The following is a 17,646-nucleotide window of genomic DNA, read 5'->3' as shown; positions in this document are numbered from 1 at the left end:
TGTGGCCCTAATTGGAAACGCGTGGATGAACGCTTCAGTTGAGAAGCAGCTCTACGGCTGCACTGACGTTTGACGAACCGCGGCAGAACGCCTTGTCCGCCGGAGAGCTGCTGCACTGCGCATTGCGGATGTTCATGCCCTCCTGCGTGTAGGTCGCCCGACGGTCCGGAAGGTCTCGAACTCCCTTACACGGAGGATCACCGGAGATCCACATGAACGGCGCCAGCCAAACTACCGAAGGATCATTGTTCATCGCATCCAGGAAGGCGGCGGGGTCGTTGTTTCTAACGTCGGTGCCGCAGTTTTCTCTGGCGCCTGGAACGACAATGTATTTCTTGCCGGGAACCGAAGCCTTGAACGACGCAAAGTCATTCTTCCACTGCGCACCATCGTCTGGGTAGTAGTCGAAACCCACCCAATCAAGCAACTTCGCGCCCTGCTCAAAGTTGTCCGCGTCTCGACTCAGAATCGACGCAATGGGAAGTGATGCCGTCCGTGGATCCTGCCGGACTGCATTTATGGCGTTGACAAAGCTTGGGTTCGCTTGTCCGTGGGTATCGGACAGGCAGACGTCCCCGTTCGGTTCGTCCACTATGTAGACAGCAACGACCGTGCTGCGCACAGGGTCCCCGGGAATGAGATACCCCTGATCCACCATCGCTTGGGAAAGTGATGCCCACGAGGCGGCAGCCGTCGGGTCATTGTTCCAGCATGTTGTCTGTCCTGAGCCGCTGTCTCTTACTGCTTGGAATACGAACGGGTGAGCTGGAACCATGGCATGTACATGCGCAGCTTTTGCTTGCGCCAGACGCGCGAGAACCCTGGCCTGATTGTCGATTCTAGCGTCCGATGTGGTAAGGCCGGACCAGTTCTGGAGTGAATAGAGGTTGATGTGATCCTTCATCTCGGCGAGTCCGGAGCCCACTGATGCACCGGGTGTGACAGGGTAGTCTCCACCGAAGTATCCGAAGTACTTCTCGGGGGCGGATTGGGCACTGACCGCCGAGGTAAGAAACAGGAAAGTCATTAACGATAGGCGATTGATCGGCACAACGGATCTCCTATCTTAGGTGGGTGATGTTGGAAATCGGGGCCGTTGGGGCGCGCACTTGGCCACCGCCTTACAGCGGAAAAGCATCTTCTTCATGGTGTTCCCCTTCCGAGTTAACGGATGTGCTGGCGTTAGTTGTTGAGCAGCAAGTCGATAGCCGGCGAAATGTTCGTCGACTGGCAGAACCCCTTGGCTGCAGGCGACGAGTTGCACTGCTGCGCCTTGATGGATAGACCGAACTGCGCATAGGTGGCCCGCAGATTGGGGAGGTCGCGCACGCCAAGGCATGTCGATGACGTGGATATCCACATGAAAGGCGCGAGCCACACGACATCAGGATCGTTGGTCAGGGCATCGGTAAATCGACCGGTATCATCAACGTCGACATCCTTGCAACCTTGCATCGCTCCGGGCACCACGATGAACTTCTTCCCTGGCGCGTAGTTCTTCAAACTGCTCATGTGGCCAGCCCAGTTCTTGTCGCTGTCGCCATACTGGTCAAAGCCAAGCCAGTCGATGAGCTCAATGCCTTTCTTGAAGCTCTTGAAGTCCGTCGTCAGGATGGACGCCATGGGAAGGGTGACGGTACCCGGAAAGGTCCTGATGGCATTGATCGCATTTTGCAGAATGGGATTCACAGCGCCGTCGACATCATCCAGACAGCCATCGCCGTTCGGCTCGTCGACGAGATAGACGGCGACGACCGTGCTTCGTACGGGATCGTTCGGGATGAGATAGCCCTGGTCGATCATCTTCTGGGCAAAGCTGGCCCAAGCACGGTTCGCGTCCGGGTCCATGAACCTGCAACCCGTTCCGGCGCCCTGGAAAACGAACGGGGTGGCCGGAGCGACGGCATGCAGGTGCGCGGCCTTGGCGGCGGCCAGCTCTCCGAGGACGTAGTTCTCGGAGGCAATCTTGCCCGCGGGACTGGTGTCGTATGACCATGCGCCGATCGAGTAGATGTTCGTGTGGTCCTTCATTTCGCTAAGGGTCGTTCCCATCCCCGGGTTGGACGGATTCTCGCTGACGTAGTCGCCGCCGAAATAGCCGAAATACTTCTCGGGGACGGATTGAGCACTTGCCGCGGAGGTCACAAGCATGAACGCGAGTAGCGATGTACGCTTCATCAGCACGATAGATCTCCCACGTGAGGGCAGGTGGTGGGGAGATCAGGGGCCGGTCACGCCGAAGTCGTTGATGAGGCACGACCCGTTAACGACGTTGTAGGTCACGTGCATCCTGGCGCCCATCGCTTTCGCCGAGAGGATCATCGCGAGGAGCCTGTTATGCCGCTCCACCGGTTCGCCCACATTGAAAAGAAGCTGTCCGTTCGTGCAGGTTGAACCTGTGTACCAGAGGACAATGCCCTGGCCTGAGGGGTAGTCCTGGACGAGCCAGCTGTTGACCGTGGCATCGATCGTTGTCGAGGCACTGGCTGTCCCAGCTACCAGGATCGAAACAGCCAACGCTAACGAGACGACGGCGGTGCGAAAGGAAAGTTTCTTCATGCGGTTCCCCTTGATGGTTATGTCCCCTCGTCCTTTCGGCGGGGCGCGGGCATCATTGGAACGCGGGTGAGGAAATTGCTGTAGGTCGAGGCTGAAAATGTTGTAGGCAAAGTCCTACATTTGCTGTTGCGCGAACTCGGTCACACGGAGCCTACGGCTCCATCGACGAACCCGTAAAACCACGACGAATCGGCACATTTGCCACGACGCCGGCCGGTGGCACTTGTAATCGCCACGAAGTGCGATGCAGCCTTGCCCACGGCATTGCGCGCACTTCATTCGGGGAGGGATGGAACCATGAAAGCACCGGGGCAGCGTTTTCTGATGATCTACTCAGGCGTTCTGACGGCGGTCTTCGTCGTCACGGTCGCCAGCGGGTTTGTCGTTTCGCCAAGAACCATGACGCTCGATCAGCTCGACGTGCAGCGCATCAACCTGCGCGAACCGGACGGAACGCTACGGATGGTGATGACCAGCGCGGGCAAGGCACCGGGCATCTACATCAAGGGAAAAGATTTTCCTCATCCCATGGGACGCAAGCAGGCCGGTTTCCTTTTCATGAACGCGGAAGGCACGGAGAACGGCGGCCTGAGTTTCGGCGGTGAGATGGGGCCCGATGGCGTCAAGAATTCGAACGGGCATCTTTCATTCGATGCCTACGAGCAGGACCAGACCATGTCGCTCGGCTCAGGGCAGCATGGGAAACAGCGTACGGCGTCGCTGCAGTTCGTCGACTATCCCGACTATTCGCTCATGGAACTGATGAAGGTGTTCGATGCCGCCAAGGGCATGTCTGACGAACAGCGCAACGCGAAGCTGGAGGCATTCTTCAACGAACGCGGTCGACCCACGCCTCGCATGACCCTCAATCGCGGTGGCAAGGACGGCAAGGACGACGGCGTGACGTTGACCATGGCGGACACCGCGGGGCACCCGCGCATCGTGATGAAAGTGGCGGCGGATGGTAGTCCGTCGTTGGAGATGCTCGACTCGAACGGCAAAGTCGTTGGGAAGATGGTGCCGACCAGCTGACCGCTATTCCGCCAGCCGCCCGGACAGTTCATCGACCATGTTGCTGAGCGCATCGATGCCGAAGGGTTTCGTCAGGATCGGAAATCGCCGGCAGGACGCAGGCAGTTCGTTCGGGCGGTACCCGGTGAGAAGTGCGACCGGTATGCCGGCCAGCGCCAGCGTATCGAGAAGTTGGTCGCAGGGGCCATCGAGCAGGTTGTAGTCGACGAGAGCGACGGTCGGGCCGAGCGCGAGCATGCTGGCAGCGCTCCTGCTGTCGCGAGCGCATCCGACGACGCGCTTGCCTGTCAGGCTCAGTGCCTGGATGAGCGTGGCGCCGAGCGCCGGATCGTCTTCGACGATGAGGACGCGCGGAGGGCGATACGTCGTGCCGTTCACTCACTGTCCTCCCTTGCGCTGGATGCGGGGCGGGATGTTTGCGCACGATACGTGCCGAATTCGTGAAGAAAACGCGACGCGTGAGGGGCCGGTGAAACAAAAATCAGGACGTCGAACCTAATGGCGGCCAGAGGGCGTAAACGCGGCGCTCAGTCGTCGAGCGGTTCGTCGCGATGGTCTTCGTCCATCCAGCCGGATCGTTTCTGCATGGCCCATTCGATGTCGCGCGCGGCGGCTGTCGTGATGTCGGTACCGCGCAGGAGGTCGGTCAGGATCTGTCGCTTTCCCAGGCCAAGGAAGGCTGCCTGGTTCTCGTATGAGCAGACACCCAGCCAGTCCAGCTCGATCAGCACGCCGCGGAGATTCGCGCGACGGTTGAGTTGCGCCCCATCATTCGGAGCGGTGACACGAGATTCGCGCCTGGGCGTGTAGTTAGCGCGATGGCGATGTGGCGCCAACCGGGTGGATGTGGGATGGACGTTGCCCATGGGTGGAATCTCCCGAAAGGACATCTGGCTGTGACGTCCGCGCCGATGAGTACGCGTGAAACGGCGGTCCCTCGCCACCGTAGTTCTACCTAATGCCGGAATCTCGCTCTCGCCGCTCGAGGAGTTCCCCCCGCCAGGTCATCAGCGGGGTGGTGCTCACGCCATGGACGAAGATGCTCAGGGCCACGACGGTCACCACGATAGTGGCGAGATCGTCACCCTCCCGTCCTGCCAGCCCATGGGTGAGAGCGTAGGCCAGGTAGTTGAGGCTGCCGAGCCCGCGGATGCCGAACCAGCCGAGCAGCAGGCGACGCTGCCATGGCAACCGGTCCCGGACGGTCGATAACCATACCGATACCGGACGGATACCCATGAAAAGAACAAGTGCCACCAGAGCGCCGTCCCAGCTGACAGCAGGCAGTACCGCCAGGCCGACGACGAAGACCAGCAAGGCGCCGATCAGCCGCTCGATGGTGTCGCCGAACGAGAGGGCATCGGAGACCACCCAGCCTACGGTTTGCACCGGGTGATCGTTGCCGGCGGTGCTGCGCTCGTTCGGTCGCACGAGCAATTCCGCCGGCGCCGTCGAGCCATCGGTCGGGGTGTCGTCGTCGTTCTCCACCGAGTGCTGCGCAGCGACGCGCAGTTCGACCCGACGCAGACCCACGCCGGCGCCGAAGGCGGCAAGGAAGCCGGAAGCGTGCAGCAGTTCGGCGCCGCCATAGGCCAGCGCCATGATGCCCAGGGCGAGGAAGTCGCTGGGTGCGACATCCTGTGTCACGTGGCGCATGTGCGTCCCCGCATAGCCAACCAGCCAGCCGATAGCGAAGCCCAGGCCGATGCCGGCCAGCCAGTTCCAGGCAAGGTCCACGCCTAGCCAACGCAACCAGAGGTCGGCGCCCACCTCGCTCGCCGTCAGCAGGCCCAGGGCCAGGAGGAGAAAGGGTAGGGCCGTGCCGTCGTTGAGACCGGCCTCTCCGGACAGCGCCACGCGGAGCGCGTCGTCGTCACGGGCATCGTCCACGGAAACCAGGCTGGCCAGCACGGGATCGGTGGGCGAGAGGATCGCGGCGAGCGCCAACGCCAGGGGCCACGCCCAACCGAGCGCCAGATGGACGAACACGGTGATACCCGCGATGGTAAGCAGCATGCCTGGCACGGCAAGACGTGCGGCGGTCAGCCAGCCGCCGTGCCGGAAGGGCACACGCAGCTTCAGTCCGGTGATGAAGAGCGAGACCACCAGACCGGTCTCGGTCACCGCGCGTAGCCAGCCGGCGTTGTCGTGATCGAAGGACACCCGGGCAAGTCCCAGCAGCGCGGGACCTACGGCCACGCCCGCCGCGAGATAGACGGCGAAGGATGTGATCGGGCCACGCCGAATGACGCCCGCGGCCATCGAGGTGACGACCAGCAGCGCGCCGATGAAAATAATCCAGGCGAAGTAACCCATGGGCCGATGCAAGCTCCTCGAGATGGCCCTCGACGCGCCGGCCTGACGGCTGACGCGCCGAGGCCCGCCCGGGTCGCTTACTTCTTCGTCTGGTGATTATCTTCGCCGGTGTCGTCCAGCGGATCGCCGGAGGCGTCGGTCTCCGGCTGGCGGGTCGGGTTACGCGGGTCGCTCGGCGGATCGTTCTGGCCCGGATGCTGTGGTGGGCGATTTTTCTCATTGGCCACGAGGTGCGCTCCTTCGGATAGGGGAGGGTCCACCATGATTCGATGCCGTTGACGATGTCGTGCCCGAGACGTGACGGCAGTGTGGTCGGCGCCTAGTGCGCCTTGCGTTTCCGGCTGCCGCCCAGCGCATCGCCGGGTGTGGTGAAACTGGCGAATACGGACGAAGTTGCGCGACACGCCTGGTCGGTCAACAGGGGTGTCACGATCGCCATCCATCCTTCTGCGAATGAGCTCTCATCTTGCGGGCGGCATGCCGGTGTATACCGACACATGGCTTCGGCCAGGGCGGCGATCAGCGCTGCCGGATCGGGATGCGTGGCGATTGCCGCCTCCAGCGCCGATTCAAGCGCGGCAAGTTTACCGAGGAGGTAGGTTTGGTCTTCCATGAGAAAAAGCATGTCCTTAGGTGTACGCCTACAAACAGGCGTGGGCGAAGATGACACGAACATCAGGTCATGTCACCTCACGCGGCACGGCGTCTACCGCTACAGGCCGTCGTGGCCGAGGTCGATGATATGCACACGCTGGTTGTCTCGCCTGCACATCTGGCATTGTATGCATCCGCAGGCCGCGCGCGATTGATCGGCGCGCAATGAAGCACAGTCGGCCCAGGGAGGGCACTTAATGATTAACGTTGTATTGGTCGACGACCACGAGCTGGTCAGGACCGGTTTCCGGATGATCCTGCAGCAGCAAGCAGATTTCCGGGTCAGGGGTGAAGCGGGTACGGCGGAAGAGGGCCTGCGGCTCATCCGTACACTCGCACCGGACATCGCACTCGTGGATGTACACATGCCGGGCATGAGTGGTGTGGAGCTTACCGAGCGCGTGGTGCGCGCCAAGCTGCGCACCAACATCGTCATTCTCACCATCGTCGACGACGCACGCTTCCCCAAGCGACTGCTCGACGCTGGCGCGCTCGGATATCTCACCAAGGGCTGCTCGTCGGACGAACTGCTCAGCGCCGTACGTCAGGTAGCTTCAGGTCGGCGTTATCTCGCGCCGTCCGTGGCGCAGCAACTTGCCCTCGCCACACTGGACGGCTCGGAGTCGCCGTTCGACACGCTATCCACCCGCGAGATGGAAGTCTCGATGATGTTGGTTCGCGGCATGCCGCTCACGTCGATCGGTGAGCGTCTCAACCTGAGCCCCAAGACGGTGTCCACGTACAAGCAGCGCCTGATGGAAAAGCTGCACGTCGATCATGTGGTGGGTCTCGCCCACCTGATGACGGTGCATGGCCTGCTCGACACGCACAATCATCAGGTCGGCAGTTGAGATAGTTCGCAGTCGTTGACACGAAAACGCCGGGCACTGCCCGGCGTTTTTTTGGTACCTGAAACGAAGCAGGGAGGCCGAAGCCTCCCTGCGTTTTTGCTTAGTGCTCGTCGCGCGGTGTTTCACCGTGCGGCGGTTCCTGGCGCGGACGCGTCAGGAGATCGCCTTGTGCCGGCGGCGTCCAGGACGAATCGTTCGACGGTGCATGGGACACCGGCGATACGTCCGGTGCGTCCGGAGCGTGCGGCGTCACCGGTGCTGCGGCAGCCGGCGTCGACTCGACCGGGGTCGAGGCGATGGTCGGAGCCGGCGTCGGTGCTGCAACGGGCGCCGGTGCCGCGACCGGAGCCGGCGTGGGCGCCGGTGCCGGTGCCGGTGCCGGAGAGGCAACAGGCGCCTGCTCGTTGTGTACTTCCGGAGCCTTGGTTTCCGTCGCGACAGGCGTCGGTGTGGCGACGACCGGCGCGGGAGCCGGGGCCGGCGTTTCAACGACGGACTTCGGCGCTTCGACCGGGGTCGGAGCGACTGCCTCGACCGGCGCTTCGACGACCGGTGCTTCGACGATCGGAGCCGGAGCTTCGTTCGCCGTTTCCGGCAGCATGCCGCGAGCGGGCGTGTCCAGCACGGACGACTGCCTGGCCGAGGTCGAGAGCTCGATGGAGGCCTCTTCCGCTGCCGGGGTCGTCGGAGCAACCGGAGCCGGGGTCGGGGCAGGAGCCGAAGCTTCGGCCGAGACTGCAGTGGTCGTCAGCGGGGCGCCCGATTCGGTCTGGCGACGCTCGGTGGTACGTGCCTGCGCCGAGTCGGCCGGCGTTGCCGGGTCGACAGGATGCGCGTGCGGCGTAGCCGGGGTGGACGTGCCCGGGATCGGCGGGAGCTTGGGCAGCGACGTCAGGGTGAGCGCCGAAGGCACCGACTCTTCATCCGTCGCCGAAACCGTCGCCGTGACCGTACCGGGACCCGGACGGGTGGCTTCATTGCGCGGTGCTTCCACCGCAAACGCGTTCTCGGCGGCGGCGGCCGTATCCAGCATTGGCGGCACGCTGGCGCTGTCGCGCGTGGTGCGAGCCGGTGCGGCGTCGACGGCGTCGTCGTTCTCGCCATCTTCGTCATCGAGGTCGTCGACGTTGTCGCCCTCGATCGAACCGGCCTGCGTACCGTCTTCCTGGCGACGACGACGGCGACCGCCGCGACGGCCACGACGACGGCGCTGGCCACCTTCGGTGTCCTTGGACTCGGTGGAGGGCGCGCTGCCGTCGGCGGCGAGCGATCCTTCGACCTGGGTCAGGGCCTCGTCGGTGACGACCGGCGAAATGCCTTCGTCGTCGTTCAGCGGCGCATTGGGCTTCTCGGCCGGCACGCGCACGGCACCCGGCGCGACAGCCTGGGCAGCCCCGGCGACCAGCGTCGTGGCCTTTTCAATCTTCTCTACCTTCTCACCCTGCGGCTGACGCTCGCCGCGCGGCTGGCGACGGCCTTCGCCCTGAACCTGCTGCTCCTGGCGACCGCCCTGGCGGCCACCCTGCTGCTGTTCCTTCGGCTGACGCGGCGGCTTCTCTTCGCCCTGGCGCGGCTCATTACGAGCCTGCTTGTTGCCGCCCTTGGCCTGCTGCTGGCCCTTCGGCTGTTGCAGCGCGTTGTCCTTGCGCTCGCCGCGTTCGCTGCGCTCGCCACGCTGGCGCTGTTCGTTGTTCTTGTTGCGGCCTTCGTTGCCACGACGGTCGTCACGGCGCGGATTGCGCTCGTTACGACCACTGCTGCCCTGGCGCGATTCGTCGCGACGGGCCGGTGCCGGTTCGGCGGCCGGTGCTGCCGGTTCGGAGGAGCCGAACAGGCCACCGAACAGACGCGAGAAGAAGCCACCCTTGGCGGCCGGGGCAGCCGCCACCGGGCGTGCCTTGGCGGCAGCGACGGGCGCAGCAGAGGTTTCGTCTTCGTCGTCACGGATGGGGGCCGGGGTGGACGGCACTACGCCGGTCACCAACGGCTGCTCACCGCTGCCCAGGGCCTGGCCCATCTTCGGCAGGGCGACGGCGACCACCGGGGTGGTGCGCTCGTAGCTCGGCTTGCTGTGCTCGCCCATGTCCGCTTCGCGGATGCGGGTGATCTCAAGGTGCGGGGTCTCGAGCTTGTCGTCGGCGACGACGACCACGTGCACGTTATGGCGCAGTTCGATCTCGACGACGCTGGCGCGCTTCTCGTTGAGCATGAAGTTGGCGACCGCGGGCGGCGCCTGGACCAGGACCTGCCCGGTGTTTTCCTTCATCGCGTGCTCTTCGATGAGACGCAGGGTGGACAGGGCCAGCGATTCGACGCTGCGGATGTGGCCATGACCTTCGCAACGCGGGCAGACGATCTGGGTGGCTTCACCCAGGCTCGGACGTAGGCGCTGACGCGACATTTCGAGCAGGCCGAAACGCGAGATACGACCGATCTGGACGCGGGCGCGGTCCGCCTTGAGGGCATCCTTGAGGCGCTCTTCCACCTCGCGCTGGTGGCGCGGGCTGTCCATGTCGATAAAGTCGATGACGATCAGGCCACCGGCATCGCGGATGCGCAGCTGGCGGGCAATTTCGCTGGCGGCTTCGAGATTGGTGTTGAACGCCGTCTCTTCGATGTCGCTGCCCTTGGTCGCCTTCGACGAGTTGATGTCGATGGCGGTGAGGGCTTCGGTCTGGTCGATCACGATCGAACCGCCGGAGGGAAGGCGGACGTTGCGCTCGAAGATGCTCTCGATCTGGGTTTCGATCTGGTACCGCGAGAAGAGCGGGGTGGGATCCTGGTAGAGCTTGAGCTTGCGCAGGTTGTTCGGCATCACCTGCTGGACGAAGTCGCGGGCGTCGCTGAACAGCTGCTCCTCGTCGATCAGGATCTCGCCGATGTCGTTACGCAGGTAATCGCGCAGGGCGCGGATGAAGAGCTTGGATTCCTGATAGATCAGGAACGGGGCTTTCTGCGAGTTCGCCGCGCCGGAGACCGACTTCCACAGCTGCAGGAGGTAGTCGAGGTCCCACTGGAGCTCTTCGGCGTCGCGGCCCATACCGGCGGTGCGCACGATCAGGCCCATGTCGTCGGGCACCGAGAGGTGCTCCATCGCTTCCTTCAGGGCCTGGCGGTCTTCACCCTCGATGCGACGGGACACGCCGCCGGCACGGGGGTTGTTCGGCATCAGCACCATGTAACGGCCGGCGAGGCTGATGAAGGTGGTGAGAGCGGCACCCTTGTTGCCGCGCTCTTCCTTCTCGACCTGGACGATGATTTCCTGGCCTTCCTTCAACAGCTCGCGGATGTTGGACTTGCCTTCCGCGTTGGGGTTGAAGTACTCGCGGGCTACTTCCTTCAGCGGAAGGAAGCCGTGGCGCTCGGCGCCGTAGTCGACGAAGCAGGCTTCGAGGGACGGCTCGACGCGGGTGATGCGTCCCTTGTAGATGTTGGCTTTTTTCTGTTCCCGGGACGGGATTTCGATATCGAGATCGTAAAGATTCTGGCCATCGACGATGGCCACGCGCAACTCTTCGCGCTGAGTCGCGTTGATCAACATACGCTTCATTGTAAGTTCCTCGACCTTGCCGCGCGGCCGCGGGCCGCGGTGGCGCCCTTTGGGGCGGCCTGCCGGGGATCGCGCCGCAGCGGTGAGGCTTCAAGCGGCATGGGATCCGGGACCGATACCTGGACCCGGCGTGATTCGTGATAAGCGCCTTGCAACCGGTCCGCGTCCTTACGGATTAGCCGGACAACCGCAACCCGAACCGCTACGATGTGGGGTGTGCTCACCTTCCGACCCCTCGGACGGAATGGCATGACACTCGCCTTACGTGACGGTACAGGCACCCCGCGAGAGATAAGTCTTCAGCGGAGCCTGGCGCTCGCCGAGTATCCTATCAAATTCGAGTTTTATCAATGCAGACGGTAACTTCCCTCGACGGCGGCCAAGGTGTGCGCATCGTCGAAATCGGCCCCGAGCGGGATGGCCAGCGCGTGGACAACGCCCTGATGACCATGCTCAAGGGCGTACCGCGCAGCCTGGTCTACCGCATCCTGAGAACGGGTCAGGTCCGGATCAACGGCAAGCGGGCCAAGCCGGATACGCGCCTCGCCTTGGGCGATATGTTGCGGATTCCGCCGGTCCGCGTGGCCGAGCGCGAAGAAAACGAGGCCCCCTCCGGCATGGTCCGGTCGGTGGCCGATGCCGTTATCTTCGAAGACAAGCACTTCCTGGTGATCGACAAGCCGGTCGGCATTGCCGCGCATGGCGGCAGCGGTGTCAGCCATGGCGCCATCGAGCTGCTGCGTGCCGCGCGGCCCAACGACCACCTGGAACTGGTCCATCGCCTCGACCGCGATACCAGTGGCGTGCTCGTGCTGGCGAAGTCCCGGTCGGGGCTGACCGGCCTGCAGGCGCTGATCCGGGAAAACACGGTAACCAAGCAGTACCTCTGCCTGATGACCGGGACGCCGCGTAAAGCCAAATTCGACGTCAATGCGCCGCTGCTCAAGTCGGTCATGCATGGTGGCGAGCGGCTGGTCCGCGTCGACGACGCCGGCAAGCCTTCGCTCACCTACTTCAAGGAACTGGAGCAGTACCCGAACGCCCGGCTGATGCAGGCCACCCTGGGTACCGGCCGTACCCACCAGATCCGTGTGCACGCCCAGTACGCCGGACACCCGCTGGCCGGCGACCCGAAATATGGCGACGAGGCGGCGAACAAGCGTTTCCGGGCCATGGGCCTGAAGCGGATGTTCCTGCATGCGGCGCGGATGAGTTTCGATCTTGATGGCAAGAACTACGACTTTTCCTCGCCGTTGCCCGACGAATTGAAGGCGTTCCTCGACAAACTGGCTGGCTGAGCCGCTTCGGCCGGTTCAGCCGAGGAACCGGGCGCTCACTTCCAGTGAGCGCAGGATTCCACCGGTCAGGCAGGCCTGCAGGAGCAGGGCGCTGAGCGCATGGGCCAGCGCCACCGGGAAGAGGGCGCGGCGATGCAGGTACCACCAGGCCCAGCCCAGCTCGGCGACGAAACACAGCTGCATCAACAGGCCGTTCGGCGTGTGCAGCAGGGCGAAAGCCACGGCGGCGATCAGCACGGCCATGGGCCGCGGGAGGACCCGCGCGACCAGCGCGGCGACCACGGCCAGGATCAGCCACTGCTGGACGAAGGCCCAGCCTATATAGAGAAGGGCCCGCCCAGCCGTTGGCCACACGGGCGCGTGGCCGGCTACCGCGACAATGGCGATGGTCACCGGCAGCGCAAGCAGCGGCCAGCCCGCGTTGCGCCAGGCGCCTAGCCAGTGCCAGCGCGGAAGCCGTCGCCGGATCGCCAGTACGAGCGCGTAGGCCAACCCGAGCAGGAACATGGCGATGCCCGGGGCGCCCGGCCGTGGTGACAGCCCAAGACCCGCAATGAACCAGAGCGGCCCGACGATGACGAGTAGGGCGTCGACCGCACCCGCCCGCGCGGACGGCGCCGCGGTCTCCGTAGTGGGCTTCATGGCCGCGCGTGTCGCCGGCACGATCAGCAGTAGCAGGAGATAAAGAAGTGGTGTCGCCCATGGCTGCCACGCGGGAGGTGGCGGCTGCGCCTGGGCATGGCCGAAGGTCTCAGTCGGCGAGGTGATCAGTCGGGCGTCGCGCCAGTCGAGGAGGCCCTCGGCGGTCAGTCCGCCCGGTAACACGAGGGGGGTTGGCGGTAGCCATGCCGGAGGCGGCACCAGCGAGGCCTCTCGCAGGGTCAACGTCTGGCCAGCGGGAAGCGTGGCGGTGAGTCGCAGCATGGCTGCCCGGACGGGCGCGTTGACCACGTGGCCCGCGGCGTCGAGCCACTTCATGCGATCCAGTCGCACGGCCCGCGACAGGCTATCCGGCGCCAGATCGCCCAGGTCCGCATGCACCACGGGCGCTTGCAGCGTCTGGCGCACGTCGAGTCCGTAGTGGCCGCGAGCCGAGGCGCCAGCGTCAAGGCGCAAGGTGGTCAGCGCGCGCAGGTCAGCCTGACGGCGCAACGGCAGGCCGATCTCGAAGGGCGTGCCGTCCGTCGCCCGCACCTGAAGGCCGTTCGATAGCGCGTCCAGTTGGCCTCCGCCGAAGGCGCGTCCGGCCACGACATCACCGCTGTCGCGGAGATGCCAGTGCCATGGTGACGATCCTGCGGCATAGGCGGCGCGGTCCTTCGCGCTGTCACGCTCGATCGCCCCACGAACGATGTTCGCGGCGAGCCAGGGCAGGGCGAGCAGCGAGGCGAGCGCGAGCAACACCGCCATGACGGCGGTCCGGCGGGGCGACACCGTGCGACCCTCAGCGATCGAGGAGGGCCTCGACGCGAGCGGCGCAGATCATGTCGTTCAGCGACAGGCCGCCGACGTCGTGGGTCGACCAGAGCACCTGGCAATGGCCGTAGCCGGCCTCGAGGTCCGGATGGTGGTCCTCCTGGTTGGCCATGAAGCCCACGGCATTGATGAAGCCGAGCGTGTGGTGGAAGTCCGGGAAACGGAAATCCTTGACGATGGCCTTGCCGTCGGTCGTGACCTTCCAGCCGGGGAGGGTTGCCAGGTGGCCGTCGACGGCGGCACGGTCGAGCGCATGTTCGGCGCCCTTGCGCGGCGTGCAGTGCTGGCTGGCGAGGGGGGAAAGGGTCATGCGGGGCGTCCGTCCGGAGAATGCGCGAAGCGTCGGCGGTCGCGGTTGAATTGTCAAAAGGCGGCGCTCATTTGGAAACAGTACTAGAATGGTGCTATATCCGGTGCTCCCCACGCCGGACCTCAGTTCGGAGCCTTCCATGATCGACATTTCGGAGCGCGCCCAGGCGCATTTCCAACGCCTGCTCTCGCAGCAGGGCGACGACGACCTCGGCATTCGCGTGCGCGTGGTCCATGCCGGCACACCGTCGGCTCAATGCGAGCTGGAATTCTGCTCCACCGCGGAGCTCGCCGGCGACGAATGGACCGTGGAATGCACGGGCTTCAACCTCTATGTCGACGGCGAGAGCGCGCGCTGGCTGGATCCCGCCAGCATCGATTACGAGACCACCGAGACCGGCAGCCAGCTCAATATCCGCGCTCCGCGGATCAAGGGCGAGGCGCCCGGTGAAGGCGCCGGGCTCATCGAACGTGTGCAGTTCGTGCTCGAGTCGGAGATCGCGCCGCAGATCGCTTCGCACGGCGGGCGCATTTCGCTGGTGGAAGTCGCCGCCGGCAATATCGTGGTGCTGCGTTTCGGCGGTGGCTGCCATGGCTGCGGCATGGTGGATGTGACGCTGAAGAACGGCGTGGAGAAAACCCTGCGCGAGCGCATCCCGGAAATCACCGAAGTGCGCGACGTCACCGATCACGAAACCGGCGAGCAGCCGTATTTCGCCAAGTCCGCCGGCTAAACATTTAGGAATGTGGGAGCCGCTTCAGCGGCGATGGCAGATCGCGGCAGGCCCCCGATTGCCGATAACCCGGTTCCCGCACATAGCATCCGCCCCACAAGAAAACGGTTCGTCGCACCTCGCACCTCGCACCTCGCACCTCGCGCATGGCTCGGCTTCGCCATCGCTCTCTACACTTGGGCGTCTCGCGGGGGAGACCTTGGCGCCCACCCTCGCTGCTCAGACAGTCCTCCGCGTTCGGTGCGGAAGGCCGCTTCGCGGCCCATGTATCTATCTGGCCTACGGCCGCTCCACTTGTGCGGAACTCGCCTCGAGGGTGGACACCAAGGCCTCTCACGACGATACGGTTGATTGGAAGGAGATCCGTAGCGTGGTGCCGTCGTCGGTCCCGGCCGCTCCCGGAGCCCCGGGGCGATGCGGACGCGGTTGCTAGCACCCGGTTGCCCAACACCCTCCTCGCGCCCGTGCTGGCATGCCGGCCGACGATGCTGCCGCGCGCTTTGGCTCGACCCACATGAACCTCAGGGCTCGGGAGAGCCTTCGGTGTCCACCCTCGAGGCGAGTTCCGCACAAGTGGAGCGGCCGTAGGCCAATAAGAACACGGGCCGCGCAGCGGCCTTTCCGCTACGAAACGCGGAGGACTGTCTGAGCAGCGAGGGTGGGCACCGAAGGCTCTGCGCCGCGACGTCCGCCGCCTTCGGCGTCCCCGGAATTCCGCGATGAACCAAAAAAAGCCCGCGCAAGCGGGCTTCTTTAATGTGGGGCTTCGGCTAAACCGCTCCGTTGGGTTTCGCCGCTGAAGCGGCTCCCACCTTTGGTTAATCGCTGCCCTGCACGTGATGCTCCAGTCCATCGAGCTTGGTCGGCATCGTGGCGAAATAGGCCGAGACATCGTCGATGTCCTGGTCGGAGAGCGTGGCAGCGAAGCCCTTCATCACGAGATTGCCGCGGCGGCCATCCTTGTACTCATGCAGGGCCATGCCGAGGTAGTCGGCGTACTGGCCAGCCAGGCGCGGGTACTGCGGGTCCACCGCATTGCCGTCCTGGCCGTGGCAGGCCACGCAGGTGGCGATCTTGGTCTTGCCGCGCACGGGATCACCGGCGGCGAAGGTCTGGGTGGCGGTCAGCGCGAGCAGCGCGCCCAGGGCTAGCAGGGAAAACCCACGGATCATCATTCGTCCTCGGCGGCTTACTTGGCGAGACTGGAGAGGTAGGCGGCAATGTCCGCGATTTCCTCATCGGACATGCTCTGCGCCTGGATACCCATCGTCGGGTGGGTGCGCTCGCCGCTCTTGTAAGCCTTGAGGGCGTTGACGATGTACTGCTCGTTCTGGCCGGCGATGTGCGGCACGTGATATTCGGGATAAGCGTTGGCATAGCCCGGCACGCCGTGGCAGCCGTTGCAGGTATAGACCAGCGTCCGTCCCTTGGCCTTGTCCCCTTCGGCGTGCGCAGCGGATGCGGCGCACAGTGCTACAGCGATCAGACCAACCAGTTGCAGACGCTTCATTAAAAGTTCCCTGGGTGCCGGGCGGGGCCGGGGTTGAAAAGCCGTCGAAGTATAGAGGGCTGTCGCGACAGCGGACAACTCAGGGGGAGGCTGGCGCCTCAGAGCAGGCTTCGAATGATGTGGAAGCCAGCGATGTATTCACCGGCGATGGTGCCCATGCTGACCAGGAAAAAATTGAGCAGGGTCCGCGCCACGCGGTTCTTCCACCAGCCCGTCCAGTGGGTGATGTCGTCGCGCAGTCGCTCGAAGTCGAGCACACGCGGCTTGCGGATCCAGGCCTCGGCCATGGCGCTGATGGCGCCGGAGGGGATGCCGGGTCGGAACGGCTTGAGCGGGCCTGCGATGAAGGCCGCAATGATCGACAGCGGATGGCCGCCGGCGATGAGGGCACCGAGCGCCGACAGGCCGCCGGTGAGCAGGATCCAGTTCTTCACCGCATCGGCGCCCAGGCTGGGGCTGCGGTAGAAGGCGAAGCCGATGGCGACGAAAATCGCCAGGACCAGGCCCACGGCGATGATCTTCGGCCACTTCGAGGCGGGTGGCGTGATCGCGAGGTCATCCGCGAGGGCCTGCGCGTCGCCGTGCTGGTGCGCCAGCTGCTCGCTCATGCCCTTCAGGTGACCTGCACCAATAACGACGAGCACCTTGCGCGTCGGCGCCTCGGTGTCCATGCGCATGCCGTTCTCACGCAGGCGGGCGGCCATGAACGTATCGCGCTCGGCGATCAGGGCGTTGTAGAGAGGCGCCGAACTGGTGGCGAACTCACTGAAGGCGCTTTCGAGAAGGTCGGATTCCTTCAGTTTCTCGATATCGGCTTCGGCGATCTCTTCGCGCTCGAACACGCTGCCAAGCATGCCGGCCATCAGGCCGAAGCGCTGGAAGAAGCCGACGCTGCGCCAGGCGCGCTTGAGCGTCGTGCCTACTTCGCGATCGACCAGCCACACCGGGATGTTGCGCGCATCGGCACCATCCATCGCGGCCTTCATCTCAGCGCCGGGCTCGGTACCGTACTGCGCAGCAAGACGTTTCTGGAACGAGCCGAGTACGAGGCTCGCCGCGACCATGCCGGCCTTGCCCTGGCGGATGACCTGGAACAGGTCGAGCTGTTTGAAGGCTTCCGGGTCGCGGATGCCCTGCGCACGGCTGGCGCAGAGCTCGACGGCCACCGCATCGAAGTGCTCGGTCTCGAGCAGGGCTTCGACCGCGTGCACGCTCGCGCGGGAAACGTGAGCCGTGCCGAGGATGACGTAGTCAACGCCGTCGCGCCTCATGCGCTCGATGGGCTGGCCTTCCAGGGCCGCGGGAAGCGGTGCGTCGTGCTCGGCAGGGATCATGCGCTCGGAGTCCTTGAGAGGGG

18 protein-coding genes are annotated in these 17,646 nt (G+C 64.6%); 4 read left to right on the top strand and 14 right to left on the bottom strand.

What is annotated here, in order from left to right; translation table 11 throughout:
* Nucleotides 1–34: 34 nt before the first annotated feature.
* The 3 genes from C8J98_RS11095 to C8J98_RS11085 form a co-directional block, all read right to left on the bottom strand.
* The gene (locus C8J98_RS11095; RefSeq protein WP_146171627.1) at nt 35–1,051 is read right to left on the bottom strand and encodes a hypothetical protein; all 1,017 of its coding nucleotides are present in this window, start codon (nt 1,049–1,051) and stop codon (nt 35–37) included.
* 131 nt (nt 1,052–1,182) lie between these two features.
* On the bottom strand, nt 1,183–2,184 hold the full coding sequence (locus tag C8J98_RS11090; RefSeq protein ID WP_158272678.1) for a hypothetical protein: 1,002 nt from the start codon (nt 2,182–2,184) through the stop codon (nt 1,183–1,185).
* Between the two features lie 36 nt (nt 2,185–2,220).
* On the bottom strand, nt 2,221–2,559 hold the full coding sequence (locus tag C8J98_RS11085; RefSeq protein ID WP_107913256.1) for a hypothetical protein: 339 nt from the start codon (nt 2,557–2,559) through the stop codon (nt 2,221–2,223).
* A gap of 297 nt (nt 2,560–2,856) precedes the next feature.
* On the opposite strand from C8J98_RS11085, the gene C8J98_RS11080 reads away from it, so the two are divergent.
* Nucleotides 2,857–3,591 carry a hypothetical protein gene (locus C8J98_RS11080; protein ID WP_107913255.1) on the top strand — a complete coding sequence of 245 codons (735 nt, stop codon included), beginning with the start codon at nt 2,857–2,859 and terminating at the stop codon, nt 3,589–3,591.
* A gap of 3 nt (nt 3,592–3,594) precedes the next feature.
* Here C8J98_RS11080 and C8J98_RS11075 read toward each other — a convergent pair whose 3' ends face one another.
* The 5 genes from C8J98_RS11075 to C8J98_RS11060 form a co-directional block, all read right to left on the bottom strand.
* Nucleotides 3,595–3,969, bottom strand: coding sequence for a response regulator transcription factor (locus tag C8J98_RS11075; protein WP_107913254.1), 375 nt, complete (start codon nt 3,967–3,969; stop codon nt 3,595–3,597).
* A 149-nt stretch (nt 3,970–4,118) separates the two neighbouring features.
* Nucleotides 4,119–4,457: a hypothetical protein gene (locus C8J98_RS11070; protein ID WP_107913253.1), complete on the bottom strand. Its 339-nt coding sequence runs from the start codon at nt 4,455–4,457 to the stop codon at nt 4,119–4,121.
* Nucleotides 4,458–4,542: 85 nt separating this feature from the next.
* Nucleotides 4,543–5,907: a cation:proton antiporter gene (locus C8J98_RS11065; RefSeq protein ID WP_107913252.1), complete on the bottom strand. Its 1,365-nt coding sequence runs from the start codon at nt 5,905–5,907 to the stop codon at nt 4,543–4,545.
* 77 nt (nt 5,908–5,984) lie between these two features.
* A complete protein-coding gene (locus C8J98_RS22035; RefSeq protein WP_158272677.1) occupies nt 5,985–6,134 on the bottom strand; it encodes a hypothetical protein in 150 nt (49 codons plus the stop codon).
* Between the two features lie 92 nt (nt 6,135–6,226).
* Nucleotides 6,227–6,532, bottom strand: coding sequence for a hypothetical protein (locus C8J98_RS11060; RefSeq protein WP_146171626.1), 306 nt, complete (start codon nt 6,530–6,532; stop codon nt 6,227–6,229).
* A 226-nt stretch (nt 6,533–6,758) separates the two neighbouring features.
* Here C8J98_RS11060 and C8J98_RS11055 point away from each other — a divergent pair, with 226 nt between their 5' ends.
* Nucleotides 6,759–7,412: a response regulator gene (locus C8J98_RS11055; RefSeq protein WP_046969125.1), complete on the top strand. Its 654-nt coding sequence runs from the start codon at nt 6,759–6,761 to the stop codon at nt 7,410–7,412.
* Between the two features lie 100 nt (nt 7,413–7,512).
* Here the strand turns inward: C8J98_RS11055 and rne are convergent, their stop codons facing one another.
* Nucleotides 7,513–10,962, bottom strand: coding sequence for a ribonuclease E (rne, locus tag C8J98_RS11050; protein WP_107913250.1), 3,450 nt, complete (start codon nt 10,960–10,962; stop codon nt 7,513–7,515).
* A gap of 350 nt (nt 10,963–11,312) precedes the next feature.
* On the opposite strand from rne, the gene C8J98_RS11045 reads away from it, so the two are divergent.
* Nucleotides 11,313–12,260 carry an RluA family pseudouridine synthase gene (locus tag C8J98_RS11045; RefSeq protein WP_107913249.1) on the top strand — a complete coding sequence of 316 codons (948 nt, stop codon included), beginning with the start codon at nt 11,313–11,315 and terminating at the stop codon, nt 12,258–12,260.
* A 15-nt stretch (nt 12,261–12,275) separates the two neighbouring features.
* Here the strand turns inward: C8J98_RS11045 and C8J98_RS11040 are convergent, their stop codons facing one another.
* A complete protein-coding gene (locus C8J98_RS11040) occupies nt 12,276–13,670 on the bottom strand; it encodes a CPBP family glutamic-type intramembrane protease (protein ID WP_107913248.1) in 1,395 nt (464 codons plus the stop codon).
* 34 nt (nt 13,671–13,704) lie between these two features.
* The gene (locus C8J98_RS11035; RefSeq protein WP_107913247.1) at nt 13,705–14,046 is read right to left on the bottom strand and encodes a 4a-hydroxytetrahydrobiopterin dehydratase; all 342 of its coding nucleotides are present in this window, start codon (nt 14,044–14,046) and stop codon (nt 13,705–13,707) included.
* A 139-nt stretch (nt 14,047–14,185) separates the two neighbouring features.
* Here C8J98_RS11035 and C8J98_RS11030 point away from each other — a divergent pair, with 139 nt between their 5' ends.
* Entirely contained in the window at nt 14,186–14,779 is a 594-nt protein-coding gene (locus C8J98_RS11030) for an NfuA family Fe-S biogenesis protein (protein ID WP_107913435.1), read from the top strand.
* A gap of 818 nt (nt 14,780–15,597) precedes the next feature.
* Here the strand turns inward: C8J98_RS11030 and C8J98_RS11025 are convergent.
* The 3 genes from C8J98_RS11025 to C8J98_RS11015 form a co-directional block, all read right to left on the bottom strand.
* A complete protein-coding gene (locus C8J98_RS11025) occupies nt 15,598–15,951 on the bottom strand; it encodes a cytochrome c (RefSeq protein WP_107913434.1) in 354 nt (117 codons plus the stop codon).
* Between the two features lie 17 nt (nt 15,952–15,968).
* Nucleotides 15,969–16,289: a cytochrome c gene (locus C8J98_RS11020; RefSeq protein ID WP_107913246.1), complete on the bottom strand. Its 321-nt coding sequence runs from the start codon at nt 16,287–16,289 to the stop codon at nt 15,969–15,971.
* A 98-nt stretch (nt 16,290–16,387) separates the two neighbouring features.
* The gene (locus tag C8J98_RS11015) at nt 16,388–17,623 is read right to left on the bottom strand and encodes a TraB/GumN family protein (protein WP_107913245.1); all 1,236 of its coding nucleotides are present in this window, start codon (nt 17,621–17,623) and stop codon (nt 16,388–16,390) included.
* Nucleotides 17,624–17,646: the final 23 nt, after the last annotated feature.

Source organism: Luteibacter sp. OK325 (genome assembly GCF_003050935.1).
Lineage (GTDB): Bacteria > Pseudomonadota > Gammaproteobacteria > Xanthomonadales > Rhodanobacteraceae > Luteibacter.
This window is presented reverse-complemented; position numbering and strand designations above follow the sequence as displayed.

Excerpts from the sequence above, each read along its gene's own strand:
- C8J98_RS11085 (WP_107913256.1), bottom strand. The coding sequence starts at position 2,559 with ATGAAGAAACTTTCCTTTCGCACCGCCGTCGTCTCGTTAGCGTTGGCT.
- C8J98_RS11080 (WP_107913255.1), top strand. The coding sequence starts at position 2,857 with ATGAAAGCACCGGGGCAGCGTTTTCTGATGATCTACTCAGGCGTTCTG.
- C8J98_RS11070 (WP_107913253.1), bottom strand. The coding sequence starts at position 4,457 with ATGGGCAACGTCCATCCCACATCCACCCGGTTGGCGCCACATCGCCAT.
- C8J98_RS11065 (WP_107913252.1), bottom strand. The coding sequence starts at position 5,907 with ATGGGTTACTTCGCCTGGATTATTTTCATCGGCGCGCTGCTGGTCGTC.
- C8J98_RS11060 (WP_146171626.1), bottom strand. The coding sequence starts at position 6,532 with ATGCTTTTTCTCATGGAAGACCAAACCTACCTCCTCGGTAAACTTGCC.
- C8J98_RS11055 (WP_046969125.1), top strand. The coding sequence starts at position 6,759 with ATGATTAACGTTGTATTGGTCGACGACCACGAGCTGGTCAGGACCGGT.
- rne (WP_107913250.1), bottom strand. The coding sequence starts at position 10,962 with ATGAAGCGTATGTTGATCAACGCGACTCAGCGCGAAGAGTTGCGCGTG.
- C8J98_RS11045 (WP_107913249.1), top strand. The coding sequence starts at position 11,313 with ATGCAGACGGTAACTTCCCTCGACGGCGGCCAAGGTGTGCGCATCGTC.
- C8J98_RS11040 (WP_107913248.1), bottom strand. The coding sequence starts at position 13,670 with ATGGCGGTGTTGCTCGCGCTCGCCTCGCTGCTCGCCCTGCCCTGGCTC.
- C8J98_RS11035 (WP_107913247.1), bottom strand. The coding sequence starts at position 14,046 with ATGACCCTTTCCCCCCTCGCCAGCCAGCACTGCACGCCGCGCAAGGGC.
- C8J98_RS11030 (WP_107913435.1), top strand. The coding sequence starts at position 14,186 with ATGATCGACATTTCGGAGCGCGCCCAGGCGCATTTCCAACGCCTGCTC.
- C8J98_RS11025 (WP_107913434.1), bottom strand. The coding sequence starts at position 15,951 with ATGATCCGTGGGTTTTCCCTGCTAGCCCTGGGCGCGCTGCTCGCGCTG.
- C8J98_RS11020 (WP_107913246.1), bottom strand. The coding sequence starts at position 16,289 with ATGAAGCGTCTGCAACTGGTTGGTCTGATCGCTGTAGCACTGTGCGCC.
- C8J98_RS11015 (WP_107913245.1), bottom strand. The coding sequence starts at position 17,623 with ATGATCCCTGCCGAGCACGACGCACCGCTTCCCGCGGCCCTGGAAGGC.